A 12,652-nucleotide genomic window follows, 5' to 3' on the forward strand; every position below is an offset into this window, starting at 1 on the left:
CCTCGAATAGAGGCGTTCGCCGACCTGTACGCCGCTGGAGTGCGACCCCGCCACGGCGAGGTTGTCATGGTGGCCGGCCGGTCGGGCACGCAGAAGTCGGGCTTCGCTCTCTTCTGGGTGGCGCAGATGAATCTACGTACCCTCTACTTCTCCGCCGACATGAGCGCGTTCACCGCCTCGTCCCGACTGGCGTCGATGGCCACGAGGGACACGACCGAGATGGTCGAGGCCGGCATGGCAGAGGGAGGGAAGTACCGGCAGGCGTACCTCGCTGCGCTGGCCGACTCGCAGATCACCTTCTCGTTCGGCAGCCCCATCACGTGGCGGCAGATCGACGAGGAGATGGAGGCGTACATCGAGCTGTGGGACGCGTACCCGCAGGTCATCGTCTTCGACAACCTGATGGACTTCGAAAACGCGGAGTCGGACTACACCGAGCAGATGGCCGTGATGCAGGGCTGCACCGAGCTGGCCCGCGACACGGGCGCAACCGTCATCATCCTGCACCACGCGAGCGACAAGGCATGGGAGGCCAAGACCTCTCCGTGGAACCCGCCGAGCCGCGACCAGGTCAAGGGCGGCCTGTCGGAGAAGCCCGAGCTGTCGCTGTCCGTGGCCCTCGACCCGACGTCGATGGCGTACCACGTGGCGTGCATCAAGCAGCGCATGGGCCCGTGCGATCCGACCGCACAGCGCTACACGACGATGATCTGCGAGCCCAAGTACACGCGCTTCCGCCGCGCGGAGCCGAGGCAGATCATCCAGGCCGCCAAGCAGCCGGCCGCACAGGAGGAGTGGAGCCCGACGAAGGTGCTCCTCGGTTCTTAGGACAGGGTGTGATAAAGTGACGGATACTTCAGCGCGGAACAAGCGCAACAAGCGCAAGGGCTCCCAGTGGGAGAGCGACCTGCGGGACGGCCTGCGCAGCGAGGGGTTCGACGTCGAGTCCCTGCGCCTGGCCGGCGCCGAGGACGAGGGCGACATGGTCCTCCGGCTCGGCAGTGAGTTCCTGGTGATCGAGGCGAAGAACGCCAAGCTCGAACCGGCGACGTTCGTCCGAGAGGCCGGCGTCGAACGCCTGAACTTCGCCAAGCACCGCGGCCTCGACGAGAAGGCGGTCCTGTCGATCGCCGTCGTGAAGGCCCGAGGCAAGTCCTGGCGGCAGGCGTACGTCCTGACCACGCTGGAGAGCTACCTCGGCCTGGACTCGAAGTGATCGGGTTCATCGGCTGGGAGGCCGTCGACTACGAGCGCGCCTGGGACGAGGCAGAAGCCTTCCGGGGGTACATCGACGACCCGGAGGCCGACCTCGCCCTGGTCCTGGCCGTCGAGGAGTGGCTGGGGGTGGGGCCGTGAGGTACCGCCGCATCGGCGAGCGCGAGCACGGCGACGACGAGAACAAGCCCAGCCTCGAAGCAGTGATGGAGCACTTCGAAGTCGACTTCAACTCGGAGCGCAACACAGGGATGGCCAAGTGCCCTCTCCATGACGACAACACGCCGTCCATGTCCTACAAGCTCGACGCCGGCCTCTGGAAGTGCCACTCCTGCGGAGAAGGCGGCGACAGCTACACGATGATCATGTTGAAGGAGAAGACCGATTTCCGAGGAGCACGAGCCCTTGCGGCCACTCTCGGCCTCCCAGCGGGCGCTGCTGGAGGAAGCGACCCAGGCGTACGAAGGAGCGCTTACGGCGGAGGTCGCTCAGTATCTCCACGCAAGGGGGCTCGGCCGGGAGGAGGCAGTTTCCGCCCGACTTGGCGTCGTCGCTGATCCGTTCCCGGGTCACGGGAAGTACCGGGGGATGCTCGCGATCCCCTACCTGGACAAGGGCGGCAAGCCGCTGACGATCCGGTTTCGCTGCCTCCAGGAGCACAACCACCGGGACTTCTTCCACGGCAAGTACAACACGATCAAGGACGACATCCCGCGCATGTACGGCATCGACGCCATCCATCAGGCCGGCGACACGATCGACATCACGGAAGGCGAGCTGGACCGCGCGATCCTGCGCAAGCTCGGCCTGTTCGCGGTCGCCGCGCCCGGCGCCAACATGTGGCAGGGCAGGCACCGGAGGATGCTGGCCGGCTTCTCCAAGGTCCGCGTGTGGGGCGACCCCGACGAGGCGGGCGCGGAGTTCTCCTCGAAGATCTGCCGCCAGCTCCGCACGGCGCAGGCCATGCGGCTGCGCGTGGGCGACGTAACCGAGACCTACCTGGCAGGGGGCGCTGAAGCCGTCCTGTCTCTTATCGACGACGAGGTGTGATAGTGGAACAGACGACGAAGCCGAAGCGAGCCCCCCGCAAGGTCGACCCCCTGGTGCGGGTCGTCGAGCAGGAGGTCCGACCCGAGATCCCCAACTACGCCGCGAAGACCAGCACCCCCAAGAAGCGGATGACTGCACACGAAGGCCGTGCGGCGGCCTGGGGCGGCGAGTTCGAGAAGACCGGCAGCCTGGACTCCCTCCTGCTGTCCCTGACCTTCGAGGTCGGCGCCGCCACCGGCCTGGCGATACGGCCCGCGCTCGTTCAGCTCGCCGCCGCAGCCCTCGGTGAGATCGAGCGCATCGACAAGGCCGGCCGATGAGCGAACCGAACGACTTCGAGGTCCCGGAAAACCTTGGCGAGCTGCTCGGCGGAGAGATCGCGATCGACTTCTACTCCAGCGTGCGGCGGGCCGCGTCCATCGTGGGCGACCTGCGCAAGGCGCTGCGCGAGGAGGGGTTCACCCGCGAGGAGACGTTCGAGCTGGTTCAGGCGTACTGGATCTCTGAGATGGGGGTGATCTAGTGCCCCTCCCCGGGAACCCGGGCCCCTCCCTCGCGCAGATCTGGGCCGCCCTCAGCGACCGCGAGCGCGACCTCTTCTTCGACCACCTCTTCGGGGGCACGTCGGCCGACTGGCTGGCCACCACCCTGCGCAAACACGGACACGAGGTGTCCGCAACGACCATCCGAACTTACCGGCGCTCCCTCGCGCCAGAGGGAGTGTGAGAGTGACGACGCTGAAGGACGAGCTTCTGGCGAAGCCCGTCGGGCCGAGCGTCCCCGCCAGGACGACGGACCCCGACAAGGACTTCACGAAGCAGATCGAGGTGACCGGCGACCAGGCGGCCGTCACCGTGCGAGGGCCGGCTGACGGGGTCGACGAGGACGCCGCAACCGCCTACCTGCGCGCACAGGGCCTCGATCCCACCGAGTGGCGGGCAACCGGCTTCCGCTCCTCTGAGTGGACGATGGCCAACGGGGACACGGGAGTGTCGACCCGCTTCACCTTCGCCCGCCAGGGCCTCGTCGAGGAGACTTACGCGATCGACGACCTTCTGGCCACGATCCAGGCGTACGAGCCGGGCCCGCCTCGCCGGGCTGGCGGTGACCACTCGTTCGTGATCGCCCTCGGCGACATGCAGTTCGGAAAAATCGACGGCGACGGCGTGGAGGGCACGCTCCAGCGCACGGTCGAGTGCATCAACGAGGCCGCGGAGCGTCTGACCTGGTACCGGAGCCGGTTCGATGTCGGACACGTTCACGTTGCTTGGCTGGGTGACCACATCGAAGGTTTCCAGTCGCAGGGCGGCGCGAACGTGTGGCGGACGCCGCTCACGCTGACCGAGCAGATCCGCCTCGACCGCCGGGTGAAGCTGCACGCGATGCTCACGTTCGCGCCGCTGGTCGAGCGCCTGACGATGGCCGCCGTGCCGGGCAACCACGGCGAAGCCGTGAGGATCAACGGCAAGGGCGTGACGAGGTACGACGACTCTCACGACACCGAGTCCCTGATCGCGGTCAAGGATGCCGCAGACCTCAATCCGGGCCTGTTCGGTCACGTCGAGTTCTTCGTGCCCGACACGGACGAGCTGACGGTCGTCGTCGACTGCTCGGGCACGGTCGCGGCGCACGCCCATGGCCACCAGTGGAGGCCGGGCAAGCACTTCGAGTGGTGGAAGGGGCAGGCGTTCAACCGCGAGTCCGCGATGCACCAGGCGGACCTTCTGCTCGCCGGCCACCTGCATCACGAGCATGTCGACACCGACGGGCACCGCACGTTCCTCCAGCCGCCGGCCATGGAGAGCGAGTCGACGTGGTGGCGGCACGCCAAGGGGACGACGGGGGCACCGGGCCTGATCGTCGCAGTGACCAAGGACGGGCGGGTGCCCGTGAAGGAGGTAGTGCACGGTTGATCAACCTGATCGACATCGAGGAGACGGCGGCCACCAACGCAGAGGCCGCGTACGCCGACTGGTCCCGCACCCGGGACCCCGAGGTGCTGAAGGTGGTGGAGCGGGCCGCCTGGCACATGGCCGACAAATACGGCAGCACCCGGACGATCGAGCGGGACGACGCCATCCAAGAGGGCCTGATCCTGGTGGCCACGAACCGCCGGCTCGCCGAGTGCCTGGACGACCCCGAGCTGGGTCCGGGGGTGCTGTACCACCGGCTCGTGCAGCTCCTGACGACGAAGGTTCGCACCGAGGCGAAGTACCGCTCGCGCAGCACCTCGTACGAGGTGGTCACTGGGGCGGCTGCCTGATGGGGGGCTACCAGCGCGCTGATGTCGAGCAGGTCCTTCCCTACCTGTTCGACGCCGAGGCGGCGTACGGGATCAAGGCTGAGGTGTACGTCGAGGACGGGATGCCCAAGGGCTACTCGGACCCGAGCAAGGGGAACTCGATCTTCGCGGCCCTGTCGGACGTCCGGCGGGCCTGGCGGGACACGGACCTCTCCCTCGTCGAGAGGCAGGCCGTACTCATGCGGCACGTCCTGGACCTGGAGCTGAAGGTGATCGCCGCCTTCCAGTCCGTCGAGGCGTCGACCGCGATGCGGCGGCACGAGCGAGGCGTCGGGAAGCTGACGGCCTGGCTGAACGGCGAGACCTACGTGGACGGGTACGACTCCCTTCCGGAGCCGGCCGCCGCGTAGCGAGCAAGGACTGGGGAAACCCCCCAGACACGTCGGCCCGGGGGGCTTCCACTCAAGGGGCGGGCGGGCCGCCCTGTCCGCCGCCGGCAAGGAAAGCGAGGACGCCGAGGCCCAGGGTGCCGACTCCGATAAAGCCGCCACCACCCCACACGACGCTGGTCGGCACTGCCTCGCCCAGGATGGCCGCAGCGATCCCGCACAGGAGGCCGCCAATCACGGAGGCCATGAACCACATCACGACAGCGGCCGGACGACTGACGTTCACCTACTCGAATCCCCTCATCTGAGGGTGGTCGGCGAATCGCGACAGACTCGACCGACCACCAGGCGTAAACACAGGTGGCGTGAAGCGCTCCGCTCTTGGCGGACTGGGAGCACTTCGGTCGAGTTCTGTCGAGCAGCCATCAACAGGACCCGTGTGGCGGATCTGGTTGGCCCGCTACTGAGGGGCCAGGTCCCTGCGAGTTCGTGCGTCCGCGCCGGCTGCTGGCACGTTCGCTCGTTAGCCTCCAAAGGGGGCACGCAGGCCCCCAAGCTAGCACAACGCGACAGCGCGAGGAGAAACCGCGACACGACGAAGCCCCCGGCCAACGCCGGGGGCTTGTCGTTGAGTTGAGGCGGCTACGGTCGATCGACCAGCGAATGTTGCCACCGTAGCGCCGACCCGTCGCTGAGCCAGTGGGATGACGTGCGGGTCGTGATCTGCTGACCGCCGATCCAGTACGTGTGACCGTGCTTGGTGACGTGGAGGCGGACGGAGGTGATGTCCGGGCTGCCGGCTACCTGCCAGGCGACGAGGGACTCCTCGACGTCATCCCACAGGGTCGCGGGTCCACCCTGCCGAACGCGCCAGCTCTCGCCGTCGTCGATGAACTCGGCGAACGATTCCCGCTCGGGATCGAAGAGGTAGAGGAGCTGTCCACCCTCGCTCGTCCTGGCACGGACGAGCTGAGCACCGGGTGCCGCAAGCTGGGTGATGAAGGCTGGCATCCACTCGTCCATCATGAGCGGCGACACCTTCGTCTGCCGCTCGCTGTCGGCGTAGGCGGCGCGGGCCGAGAGATCGCCGGACACGGGCGTGGTGGCCTGGGAGCGGGCCTGCATGAAGCTGGCTTTCCCGATGATGCGACCCTCGGCCGTGCCGTCCTCGTTCACGGTCACCTTGGCCAGGCCGCAGCCGTTCGCCCAGGAGCCGAGCGTGGCCAGGATGATTCCGCCCGGCTTGGTCTGTTGCACCCATGTGTAGGGGATGCGCCGGACCAGACAGGTGGCGATGAGCCGGTCGTACGGTGCGCGCCTGGGGTGCCCGAGGAGACCGTCACCAGTCACCGTCCACGTGGAGAAGCCCGCCGCTTCCAGGGCGGCATCCGCTCGCGCGGCGACCTCTGGGTCCACTTCGACGGTGGTCACGTTGTCCTGGCCGAGACGGTGGCACATGAGGGCACCCGAGTATCCAGTGCCGGTGCCGATCTCCAGGACTCGGTGGCCGTCCTCCACGTCCAGGCTTTCGAGCATGCTCACGACGAGGGCCGGCATCGTGGAAGAGGAGGTCGGCAGCCCCGGCACGGGTTCGCTCACCTGGTCGGCGGTGAGGTGCCCGTCGAGCTGGGTGGTCAGGGTGTCGAGGGTGTACGCGGTCCGGACCCACTCCGCAGGGTCAGAGCCGACCGCCGTCACGGGCCGCCACAGGGGACCCTCGGGCAGGAAGACCCCGGGGTGCAGGAAGAGTTCACGAGGCACCGTTTCCACGGCCGCCCGCCATTCCGGCGTCTTGAGGGCGCCGCCCTCGACGAGTTGGGCGGCGAGCCGTCGCCGTTCAGGTGCAGTGTCGGTCATGCGGTCTCTCCTGCCAGTAGGGCCGCGAACGCGGCGGACATCTGCAAACCGGTCTGCGGCTCCAGCCAACCCCACTGGCCATTGGGGTTGAGCTCCAGCCACCACAGGTCGCCCTTCTGGTCCTCGGCGAGGTCGAAGCTGCCGGAGGCCAGCCCGTACTGCTCCAGGTAGGCCAGGAGCGCCTTCTCGACCGTGCCGGGCAGGTCTACCACGTCGTAGGACAGAGCCGAGTAGTCCTTGCGCCAGTCCAGAAGGTCGGACGTGATCCGTACGGCGAACACCTGCCGGCCGACGATCAGGACGCGCAGGTCGGCCGCCTTGTCCACTACAGCCTGGAACAGGTGAGGCGCCGCCTTGAGGCTCTCGTCGATCTCCGTGGCGGTGACCACGTCGACCCATCCCGCCATCGGGACGCCGTCTCGCTGGTAGGGCGTCCAGCGCAGGGTTTTGTAGATCACCCGATCGTGCGACGAGGTGAATTTGCGGGCCTCGTCAGGCTCGTTGGTCACGAGGGTGGGCGGGACGGTGAGGCCGAGGCGCTGGGCCAGAGCCAACTGGGCGGGCTTGTAATCGGCAGCCGCTACACGGAGGGGGTGATTCACCCAGAGAGGGCCCTCCATCGCGTACAGGGAGCCCCCCAGGCCGTATCGGACCTGCGCCGCAGCGAACTGGGCGTCGTGCTCTGCTAGGGCGGGAAAGGTCGGCCAGATGGGGCGGCGCCAGTAGACCGCGCGCACGTCGGCGAGGTTGGCGGTTCTCGACGGGGTACGCACGTGCCCGGCCACAGGGGCCGGGCACGTGCCGAACCGAGCCGAGACCGTCAGGTCCGTCCCGATGTCAGCCGGGTTGAATCGGACTACCGGCACATCGAGCCGGTTGAGTTCCGCGATCACCATGTCGGCGGTGATGTCATCCGCCTCGGTGGCCACGAGCACCGGCCTCTTCTCGGTCACGGTCATCAGTCCTGGTTGCTGTCCTGGTCGCTGCCCTGGTCGTTGCCAGACTGGCCGTCGGGGCTGGTGACCGTCGAGGTCTCGGTGCCGGTGCTGGTGCCGTGCTGCCCCATCTCGACGACGCGGCCCTCGCGGTCGAGGAAGACACCGAGCTGCGTGGTGGGGTCGATGGAGACCGACACGTGAGGCCGGCGGATCGTGGTCGGGTAGGGGGAGAGTCGGTTCGCGCCCCACGGACGCGTCGAGACGGAGGGCGCAACAGAGGTGGTCATGGGACTCCTTTGCTTGTAAGCGGAGTGGTGCAGGAACCGCTCGTCCCGGTTCGGGACGGTCCCCGCAGACGAGGGCCTGACCGGGACGAGCGGAGCTTGGGGGCCTACCCTCTTCGGGCCTGACCTGGCTTCCGAAGGGGCGGGCGGGGGGTCTTAGGAGGCGACGTTGCTGCCTTCTGTCGGCCTGGAGCTGGTACGCCGGTACGCGATGCATCGCTGGCGAGCCACGCCCTTGGTGCCGTCATGGAAGGCGAGAAACCTGGCGGAGGGGCCAGACCTTCGCAGATCGACGATCTGGCGATACTTCCCGCGGAAGGGGACGAGGTCGAGCAGCTCCAGCTCGTACGGGAAGACCTCGATGGCCGTAATGGGGGCCGGCGTACCGCTCGGCCTAGCCACCGTCGCCCCAGAAGATGCCGACGAGGAGGGCCCCGCCGATGACGGCCAGGGAAATCACGTAGGCGAGCTGAGAAGACCGGTGGCTCACGTCAACACCCCGAGGTACTGCTCGGCCCGCTCGGCAACGCCAGGAATGCTGATCTCGTTGAACGCAACCCAGCCCGCTCTCTTGGGATCGATCACCGTCGGCAGGAGGGCCTCCGAGTGAGCCCGGAAGAGGAAGCGAAACCCGATACGCAGACGGGGGCCGAATTCCGGGGCCGCCTGCCGAGCGTCGATCAGGATGGGCCCCTCGACGCCCGGCATGGTCCACACGCCGTAAAGCCCCGCCTCCTCGCGCAGCACGCGCAATGCCACTTCGTCGAGCGAGTCGTCGCCGTCCTCCGGAAGGCCCTCTGCCAGCGCCCAGCGGGTCTCGTTCCGCAGAGCCAACACGCGGTTCTGCTCGTCAACGACGATCGCCCCCGCCGTGATCATCGGGCACCTCCCACCGTGACTGCATCCGCGCCTGCCGGCGTGATCCCGCAGGGCGTCGTACAGCGGCATGAGCGCCATGCGCTCGCGGGGGCGCTCGTGCATGTAGCTGCTGAGCGTCTTGACGACATCGCTGTCTCTGACGGCCACAAGTGACCCCTTCCGGTTTATGGGGTGTGAGTTGGCTTGATTGATGTGCGGTCGAAAACCTCGCTGCCGGACAAGTCGCAGGGCGGCTCGGCGTCCGAGCGTGCGTGGCGGGCGAGGCGCCTGTGCCGCGTTACCTGCACGAGCTGCCGACACTCGGGGAGGGGGCAGCGGACCATGAGGGCGCGACCTGTCGTGAAGTCCCGGACGACCTCGTTGAAGGGCCGCTCCCCCGGTTCGCCCCAGGAGATCAGGACGGCCTTACTCACTCGGTCCTCGCCGCGCTGGAAATCTCCACCCACACGCGCTTTCCGCCAGCGAAGTCCTCCGCGCCCCACCGGTCGGACAGGATGTCGACGAGGGCAAGTCCACGGCCGGACTCGTCGGTGGGCTGAGGGCACTCCAGGCGCGGCAGCACTTTCGAACTGTCGGTGACCTCGATGCGGATGCGGCTCGGTCCAGCTCGCTGCACACACACCTTCATCTCGGTTCCCCCGCTGTGCACGACCGCGTTGCCGGCCAGTTCTGAAACGGCAACCAGAGCCTCGGGCGCGATGTGCCCCATGCCCCAGGTCTGAAGGGCAGACTGAACAAGGCCACGCGCCCCGCGGACGGACTCGGGGTTGCACGCGAAGTTGGAGCTGTAGCCGGGTTCTCCAGTTGCCACGGGCTTGATCACAGTCGTACTCACGGGAATCCCTCCAAGGTGGTGAGACACCCAGCCCCGACGGGGGGCGAGGCTGGGTGTGCTCCTCCTAGCCACCACCCCGCGCTGGGGGAGCGCGAACCGAGTTGCCGAAGGGGTGCTGGCTGATGCCCAGTCAACGCCTCACCGGCAACGACAGGTAGGGCGATCAAGGCCCCCGAACGCGGCGTTGCCTAGGGCGATTTGACGCTTCCTTTAAGTGCGCGGGGTTGGCGTCGAGTCCTAACGTGGACCCGTGGACAAGCGAAACAGCGCGTTCGTGGACTGGATGAAAGAGGCGAACTTATCGGCCCGCGAGGTCGCTGAGCTGGTTAATCAGGCCGTAGGAGAGCTCACAGGCAGGATGGGGGGCCTTGAAGGCTCCAACATTCGCGACTGGCGCTCGGGGCGCGTCAGGTGCCCGAACGGTCCGCAGCTTCGAGCCATCGAGCTTGTATCGGGCAGGAGCGCCCTGGAACTAGGGTTCAGGCGTCGTAGTCGCGCCACCTTTCGGACGTCTGAGGAGCCGCCAGTGGATCGTCGGGACTTCTCCCTCGGCACAGTCGCAATCGCAGCCTCCGCAGCGATCGGCACCGCCGCCCCAGCCGTCGCCGGCGCCCGGCGCAGGGTCGGCATGTCCGATGTGGCCCGGGTTCGACAGAGCTTCGACGAGATCATCGCCTCAGATCACAGGCATGGTGGCCAGCTCGGAATCGAGAAGGCGTCAGAGCGGCTTGCTGACGAAGCACTGGCCTTGCAGGGGGCTGGGGCGGCCTCACAGCGGGTGCGGGGGGCCCTCTACGGGGCGGCTGCCGCGTTCCGCTCATCCGCGATGTGGGCGGCCATCGACGGCCGTCGCTTTGATGCCGCCGAAGATCACCTGCGGAAGGCCGCGGAGATCGCGACCATGAGCTGCGACCAGACGATCCAGTTCCGCATCTGGAGCCACGCCGGGACCATGTACCGGCACATGGGCAGGCCGGGGGAAGCGGACGCCGCCAACATGGTTGCGCGACGTCTCGGCATCGTTCGGCGTGACTCCGTCTTCGCTTCTCTCGGGCTCGCTCGCCACGGAGCGATCCACGCGGCGGCCGGAGACCGCAGGGCCGCGAAGCGCGCCTTCCAGCAAGCCGAAGAAGCCTGGCACCGCTCCAAGCGAAGTGACGACCCGGGGCGGCCGTCGTGGCTGCTCGCGTTCTACGACGAGGCCGAGATCAACTCCTTGGCCATGTCGGCATACCTCAGCCTCGGCATGTGGGCCGAGGCGGAATCGCATGGGCACCGATGCCTTGCTAATCTCCGCCCCCACATGCGTCGATCCCGAGCCATTGCCACGACTCGGCTCGCCAGAGCGCAGCTCGAACAGGGCGAAGTCGAAGCAGCCGTCACGACAGCTCTGAGAGTCCCCGAGGATTCCGCGGCCAACCACCCCCGCGTGATCGGAATGCTGGCCGGCTTCGGTGCACGGCTGTCCGACATCGCGCCAGATAGCCCCTTCGCCGTGACGTGGCGGGAGCATGTTCGAGAGATCAAGGAGAACCGCGAGTGACGATGCGCACGGCTCGCCTGCAACATCACACCACTCTCACGCCCCAGGTGCGGACTGTGCTTGGTGGGCTGTACGCGCAGGTACGCGCTGAACTGCTGGAGCACCCGAACTACCGGCTCGACGTGTTTCTGGAGAGGCTGGATCGCCATGGTGCCGAACCAGGCTGGGGTGCGGTCGTCGGGCACGATCCCGCCGACGGAAAGCCCATCGGATACGCCTATGGCAACACCGTGGCCCCGGGAGACCGCTGGTGGAAGAGGATGACCACGCCGGCCCCCAGCAAGTACGCCTCAAAGGACGCCATCGCCGTGAAGGAGATCGGCGTGATCCCGGCCTGGCGCGGGATAGGCGTCTCACGACAAATGCACGACGAACTCATGAATCACCGTACGGAGCCCCACACGACGCTCATGGTCAACCCGAGCGCAGGCGACGGCAAGGTCATGCGGCTGTACGAGGGCTGGGGCTACCAGGAAATCGGGGTCGTCCAGCCCTCCCCAGACTCTCCGTGGCTTGTCTGCATGGGGCGGAACACGCACTAGCCAGCGCTGGCTTCGGTCGGAAGGCGCGGGCACACGCCAAGAGGCCCCCACGGAGTAACCTGGGGGCCTCTGGTGTCTGTCCGCATGACTTCACTCAGCTCGGCGGTACTTCCGTACCGACAGCGTCCGGAACACCGCGATGATCAGCACCGACCAGATGATCGACGCCCATACCGGGTGGACCATGGGCCAGGCGTCGGAGGTGGAGACCCCCGGGTTCCCGAACAGCTCGCGACACGCCTGCACAGTCGCGCTGAACGGGTTCCACTCGGCGATCGGTTGGAGCCAGCTGGCCATCTGCGCGGAGTCCACGAACGCGATCGAGATGAACGTGACCGGGAAGAGCCAGATCAGTCCGCCGGACGTGGCCGCCTCCGGGGTGCGCACCGAGAGGCCGATCAGGGCGCCGATCCAGGAGAAGGCATAGCCGAGGAGCAGGAGCAGCGCGAAGGCGGCGAGGGCCTTCGGGACGCCCTCGTGGATGCGCCAGCCCACCAGCAGGGCGACGACCGCCAGGACGACGACGGTGAGGGCGGTCTGCACGAGATCGGCGAGGGTGCGGCCGGTGAGTACCGCGCCCCGGGCCATCGGGAGCGAGCGGAAGCGGTCGATCAGGCCCTTGTGCATGTCGTCGGCGATGCCCGCGCCCGCGCCCGCCGTGGCGAAGGTGACGGTCTGGGCGAAGATGCCGGCCATCAGGAACTCTCGGTAGGTCTGCGGGTCCGTGGTGCCCCCGACGGTCATCGAGCCGCCGAAGACGAAGCTGAACAGCACCACGAACATAACTGGCTGGATCACCCCGAAGATCAACATCTCGGGAATCCTGGACATGCGAATCAAGTTCCTGCGGGCGATTACCAGGGAGTCGGCCATCATGC

Annotated in this window: 20 protein-coding genes; 13 read left to right on the top strand and 7 right to left on the bottom strand. The window is 67.5% G+C overall.

Features of this window, described 5'->3' with window-relative positions; genetic code table 11:
* Window positions 1–39: 39 nt before the first annotated feature.
* From AB0C73_RS26890 to AB0C73_RS26940, 11 genes are read left to right on the top strand one after another with little or no spacing between them, the layout of a single operon-like run.
* Window positions 40–828, top strand: a complete 789-nt coding sequence (locus AB0C73_RS26890) for an AAA family ATPase (RefSeq protein WP_362534978.1) — start codon at window positions 40–42, stop codon at window positions 826–828.
* 16 nt (window positions 829–844) lie between these two features.
* Complete coding sequence (locus AB0C73_RS26895; protein WP_362534980.1) at window positions 845–1,216, top strand: hypothetical protein; 372 nt, start codon at window positions 845–847, stop codon at window positions 1,214–1,216.
* On the top strand, window positions 1,213–1,356 hold the full coding sequence (locus tag AB0C73_RS26900) for a hypothetical protein (protein WP_362534982.1): 144 nt from the start codon (window positions 1,213–1,215) through the stop codon (window positions 1,354–1,356). The genes AB0C73_RS26895 and AB0C73_RS26900 overlap by 4 nt, the downstream gene beginning before the upstream one ends.
* Entirely contained in the window at window positions 1,353–1,772 is a 420-nt protein-coding gene (locus tag AB0C73_RS26905) for a CHC2 zinc finger domain-containing protein (protein WP_362534984.1), read from the top strand. The genes AB0C73_RS26900 and AB0C73_RS26905 overlap by 4 nt, the downstream gene beginning before the upstream one ends.
* A gap of 31 nt (window positions 1,773–1,803) precedes the next feature.
* Window positions 1,804–2,265, top strand: a complete 462-nt coding sequence (locus AB0C73_RS26910; protein WP_362534987.1) for a toprim domain-containing protein — start codon at window positions 1,804–1,806, stop codon at window positions 2,263–2,265.
* 2 nt (window positions 2,266–2,267) lie between these two features.
* A complete protein-coding gene (locus tag AB0C73_RS26915; RefSeq protein WP_362534990.1) occupies window positions 2,268–2,585 on the top strand; it encodes a hypothetical protein in 318 nt (105 codons plus the stop codon).
* Window positions 2,582–2,788 carry a hypothetical protein gene (locus AB0C73_RS26920; RefSeq protein ID WP_362534993.1) on the top strand — a complete coding sequence of 69 codons (207 nt, stop codon included), beginning with the start codon at window positions 2,582–2,584 and terminating at the stop codon, window positions 2,786–2,788. The genes AB0C73_RS26915 and AB0C73_RS26920 overlap by 4 nt, the downstream gene beginning before the upstream one ends.
* Window positions 2,788–2,991 carry a hypothetical protein gene (locus tag AB0C73_RS26925; protein ID WP_362534996.1) on the top strand — a complete coding sequence of 68 codons (204 nt, stop codon included), beginning with the start codon at window positions 2,788–2,790 and terminating at the stop codon, window positions 2,989–2,991. Before AB0C73_RS26920 ends, AB0C73_RS26925 begins: the two co-directional genes overlap by 1 nt.
* Before the next feature lie 2 nt (window positions 2,992–2,993).
* Entirely contained in the window at window positions 2,994–4,178 is a 1,185-nt protein-coding gene (locus AB0C73_RS26930) for a hypothetical protein (RefSeq protein WP_362534999.1), read from the top strand.
* Window positions 4,175–4,528, top strand: a complete 354-nt coding sequence (locus AB0C73_RS26935; protein WP_362535002.1) for a hypothetical protein — start codon at window positions 4,175–4,177, stop codon at window positions 4,526–4,528. Before AB0C73_RS26930 ends, AB0C73_RS26935 begins: the two co-directional genes overlap by 4 nt.
* On the top strand, window positions 4,528–4,917 hold the full coding sequence (locus AB0C73_RS26940; RefSeq protein WP_362535005.1) for a hypothetical protein: 390 nt from the start codon (window positions 4,528–4,530) through the stop codon (window positions 4,915–4,917). Before AB0C73_RS26935 ends, AB0C73_RS26940 begins: the two co-directional genes overlap by 1 nt.
* A gap of 52 nt (window positions 4,918–4,969) precedes the next feature.
* On the opposite strand, the gene AB0C73_RS26945 is transcribed toward AB0C73_RS26940, so the two are convergent.
* The 6 genes from AB0C73_RS26945 to AB0C73_RS26970 all read right to left on the bottom strand — a co-directional run bounded on the left by AB0C73_RS26945 (window position 4,970) and on the right by AB0C73_RS26970 (window position 9,764).
* Window positions 4,970–5,182, bottom strand: a complete 213-nt coding sequence (locus tag AB0C73_RS26945; protein WP_362535008.1) for a hypothetical protein — start codon at window positions 5,180–5,182, stop codon at window positions 4,970–4,972.
* 356 nt (window positions 5,183–5,538) lie between these two features.
* Window positions 5,539–6,753, bottom strand: coding sequence for an ATP-grasp peptide maturase system methyltransferase (gene tgmC / locus AB0C73_RS26950; protein ID WP_362535010.1), 1,215 nt, complete (start codon window positions 6,751–6,753; stop codon window positions 5,539–5,541).
* Entirely contained in the window at window positions 6,750–7,706 is a 957-nt protein-coding gene (gene tgmB / locus AB0C73_RS26955; RefSeq protein WP_362535174.1) for an ATP-grasp ribosomal peptide maturase, read from the bottom strand. The genes tgmC and tgmB overlap by 4 nt, the downstream gene beginning before the upstream one ends.
* Window positions 7,707–7,711: 5 nt before the next feature.
* Window positions 7,712–7,978 (bottom strand): putative ATP-grasp-modified RiPP, encoded by a 267-nt coding sequence (gene tgmA / locus AB0C73_RS26960; RefSeq protein ID WP_362535013.1) that lies wholly within the window; start codon window positions 7,976–7,978, stop codon window positions 7,712–7,714.
* Between the two features lie 483 nt (window positions 7,979–8,461).
* Window positions 8,462–9,001 carry an NUDIX domain-containing protein gene (locus AB0C73_RS26965; RefSeq protein ID WP_362535016.1) on the bottom strand — a complete coding sequence of 180 codons (540 nt, stop codon included), beginning with the start codon at window positions 8,999–9,001 and terminating at the stop codon, window positions 8,462–8,464.
* A gap of 262 nt (window positions 9,002–9,263) precedes the next feature.
* The gene (locus AB0C73_RS26970; protein WP_362535019.1) at window positions 9,264–9,764 is read right to left on the bottom strand and encodes an ATP-binding protein; all 501 of its coding nucleotides are present in this window, start codon (window positions 9,762–9,764) and stop codon (window positions 9,264–9,266) included.
* A 175-nt stretch (window positions 9,765–9,939) separates the two neighbouring features.
* Here AB0C73_RS26970 and AB0C73_RS26975 point away from each other — a divergent pair, with 175 nt between their 5' ends.
* Window positions 9,940–11,232, top strand: coding sequence for an XRE family transcriptional regulator (locus AB0C73_RS26975; RefSeq protein WP_362535021.1), 1,293 nt, complete (start codon window positions 9,940–9,942; stop codon window positions 11,230–11,232).
* A gap of 2 nt (window positions 11,233–11,234) precedes the next feature.
* The gene (locus AB0C73_RS26980) at window positions 11,235–11,774 is read left to right on the top strand and encodes a GNAT family N-acetyltransferase (protein WP_362535176.1); all 540 of its coding nucleotides are present in this window, start codon (window positions 11,235–11,237) and stop codon (window positions 11,772–11,774) included.
* Window positions 11,775–11,864: 90 nt separating this feature from the next.
* Here the strand turns inward: AB0C73_RS26980 and AB0C73_RS26985 are convergent, their stop codons facing one another.
* Window positions 11,865–12,647: an ABC transporter permease gene (locus tag AB0C73_RS26985; protein ID WP_362535178.1), complete on the bottom strand. Its 783-nt coding sequence runs from the start codon at window positions 12,645–12,647 to the stop codon at window positions 11,865–11,867.
* Between the last annotated feature and the right edge of the window lie 5 nt (window positions 12,648–12,652).

This window comes from Streptomyces sp. NPDC048623 (assembly GCF_040650755.1).
In the GTDB taxonomy this organism is placed as follows: domain Bacteria; phylum Actinomycetota; class Actinomycetes; order Streptomycetales; family Streptomycetaceae; genus Streptomyces.

Coding starts and splice junctions, on each gene's coding strand:
- AB0C73_RS26920 (WP_362534993.1), top strand. CDS start 2,582: ATGAGCGAACCGAACGACTTCGAGGTCCCGGAAAACCTTGGCGAGCTG.
- AB0C73_RS26940 (WP_362535005.1), top strand. CDS start 4,528: ATGGGGGGCTACCAGCGCGCTGATGTCGAGCAGGTCCTTCCCTACCTG.
- tgmA (WP_362535013.1), bottom strand. CDS start 7,978: ATGACCACCTCTGTTGCGCCCTCCGTCTCGACGCGTCCGTGGGGCGCG.
- AB0C73_RS26985 (WP_362535178.1), bottom strand. CDS start 12,647: ATGGCCGACTCCCTGGTAATCGCCCGCAGGAACTTGATTCGCATGTCC.
- AB0C73_RS26980 (WP_362535176.1), top strand. CDS start 11,235: ATGCGCACGGCTCGCCTGCAACATCACACCACTCTCACGCCCCAGGTG.
- AB0C73_RS26910 (WP_362534987.1), top strand. CDS start 1,804: ATGCTCGCGATCCCCTACCTGGACAAGGGCGGCAAGCCGCTGACGATC.
- tgmC (WP_362535010.1), bottom strand. CDS start 6,753: ATGACCGACACTGCACCTGAACGGCGACGGCTCGCCGCCCAACTCGTC.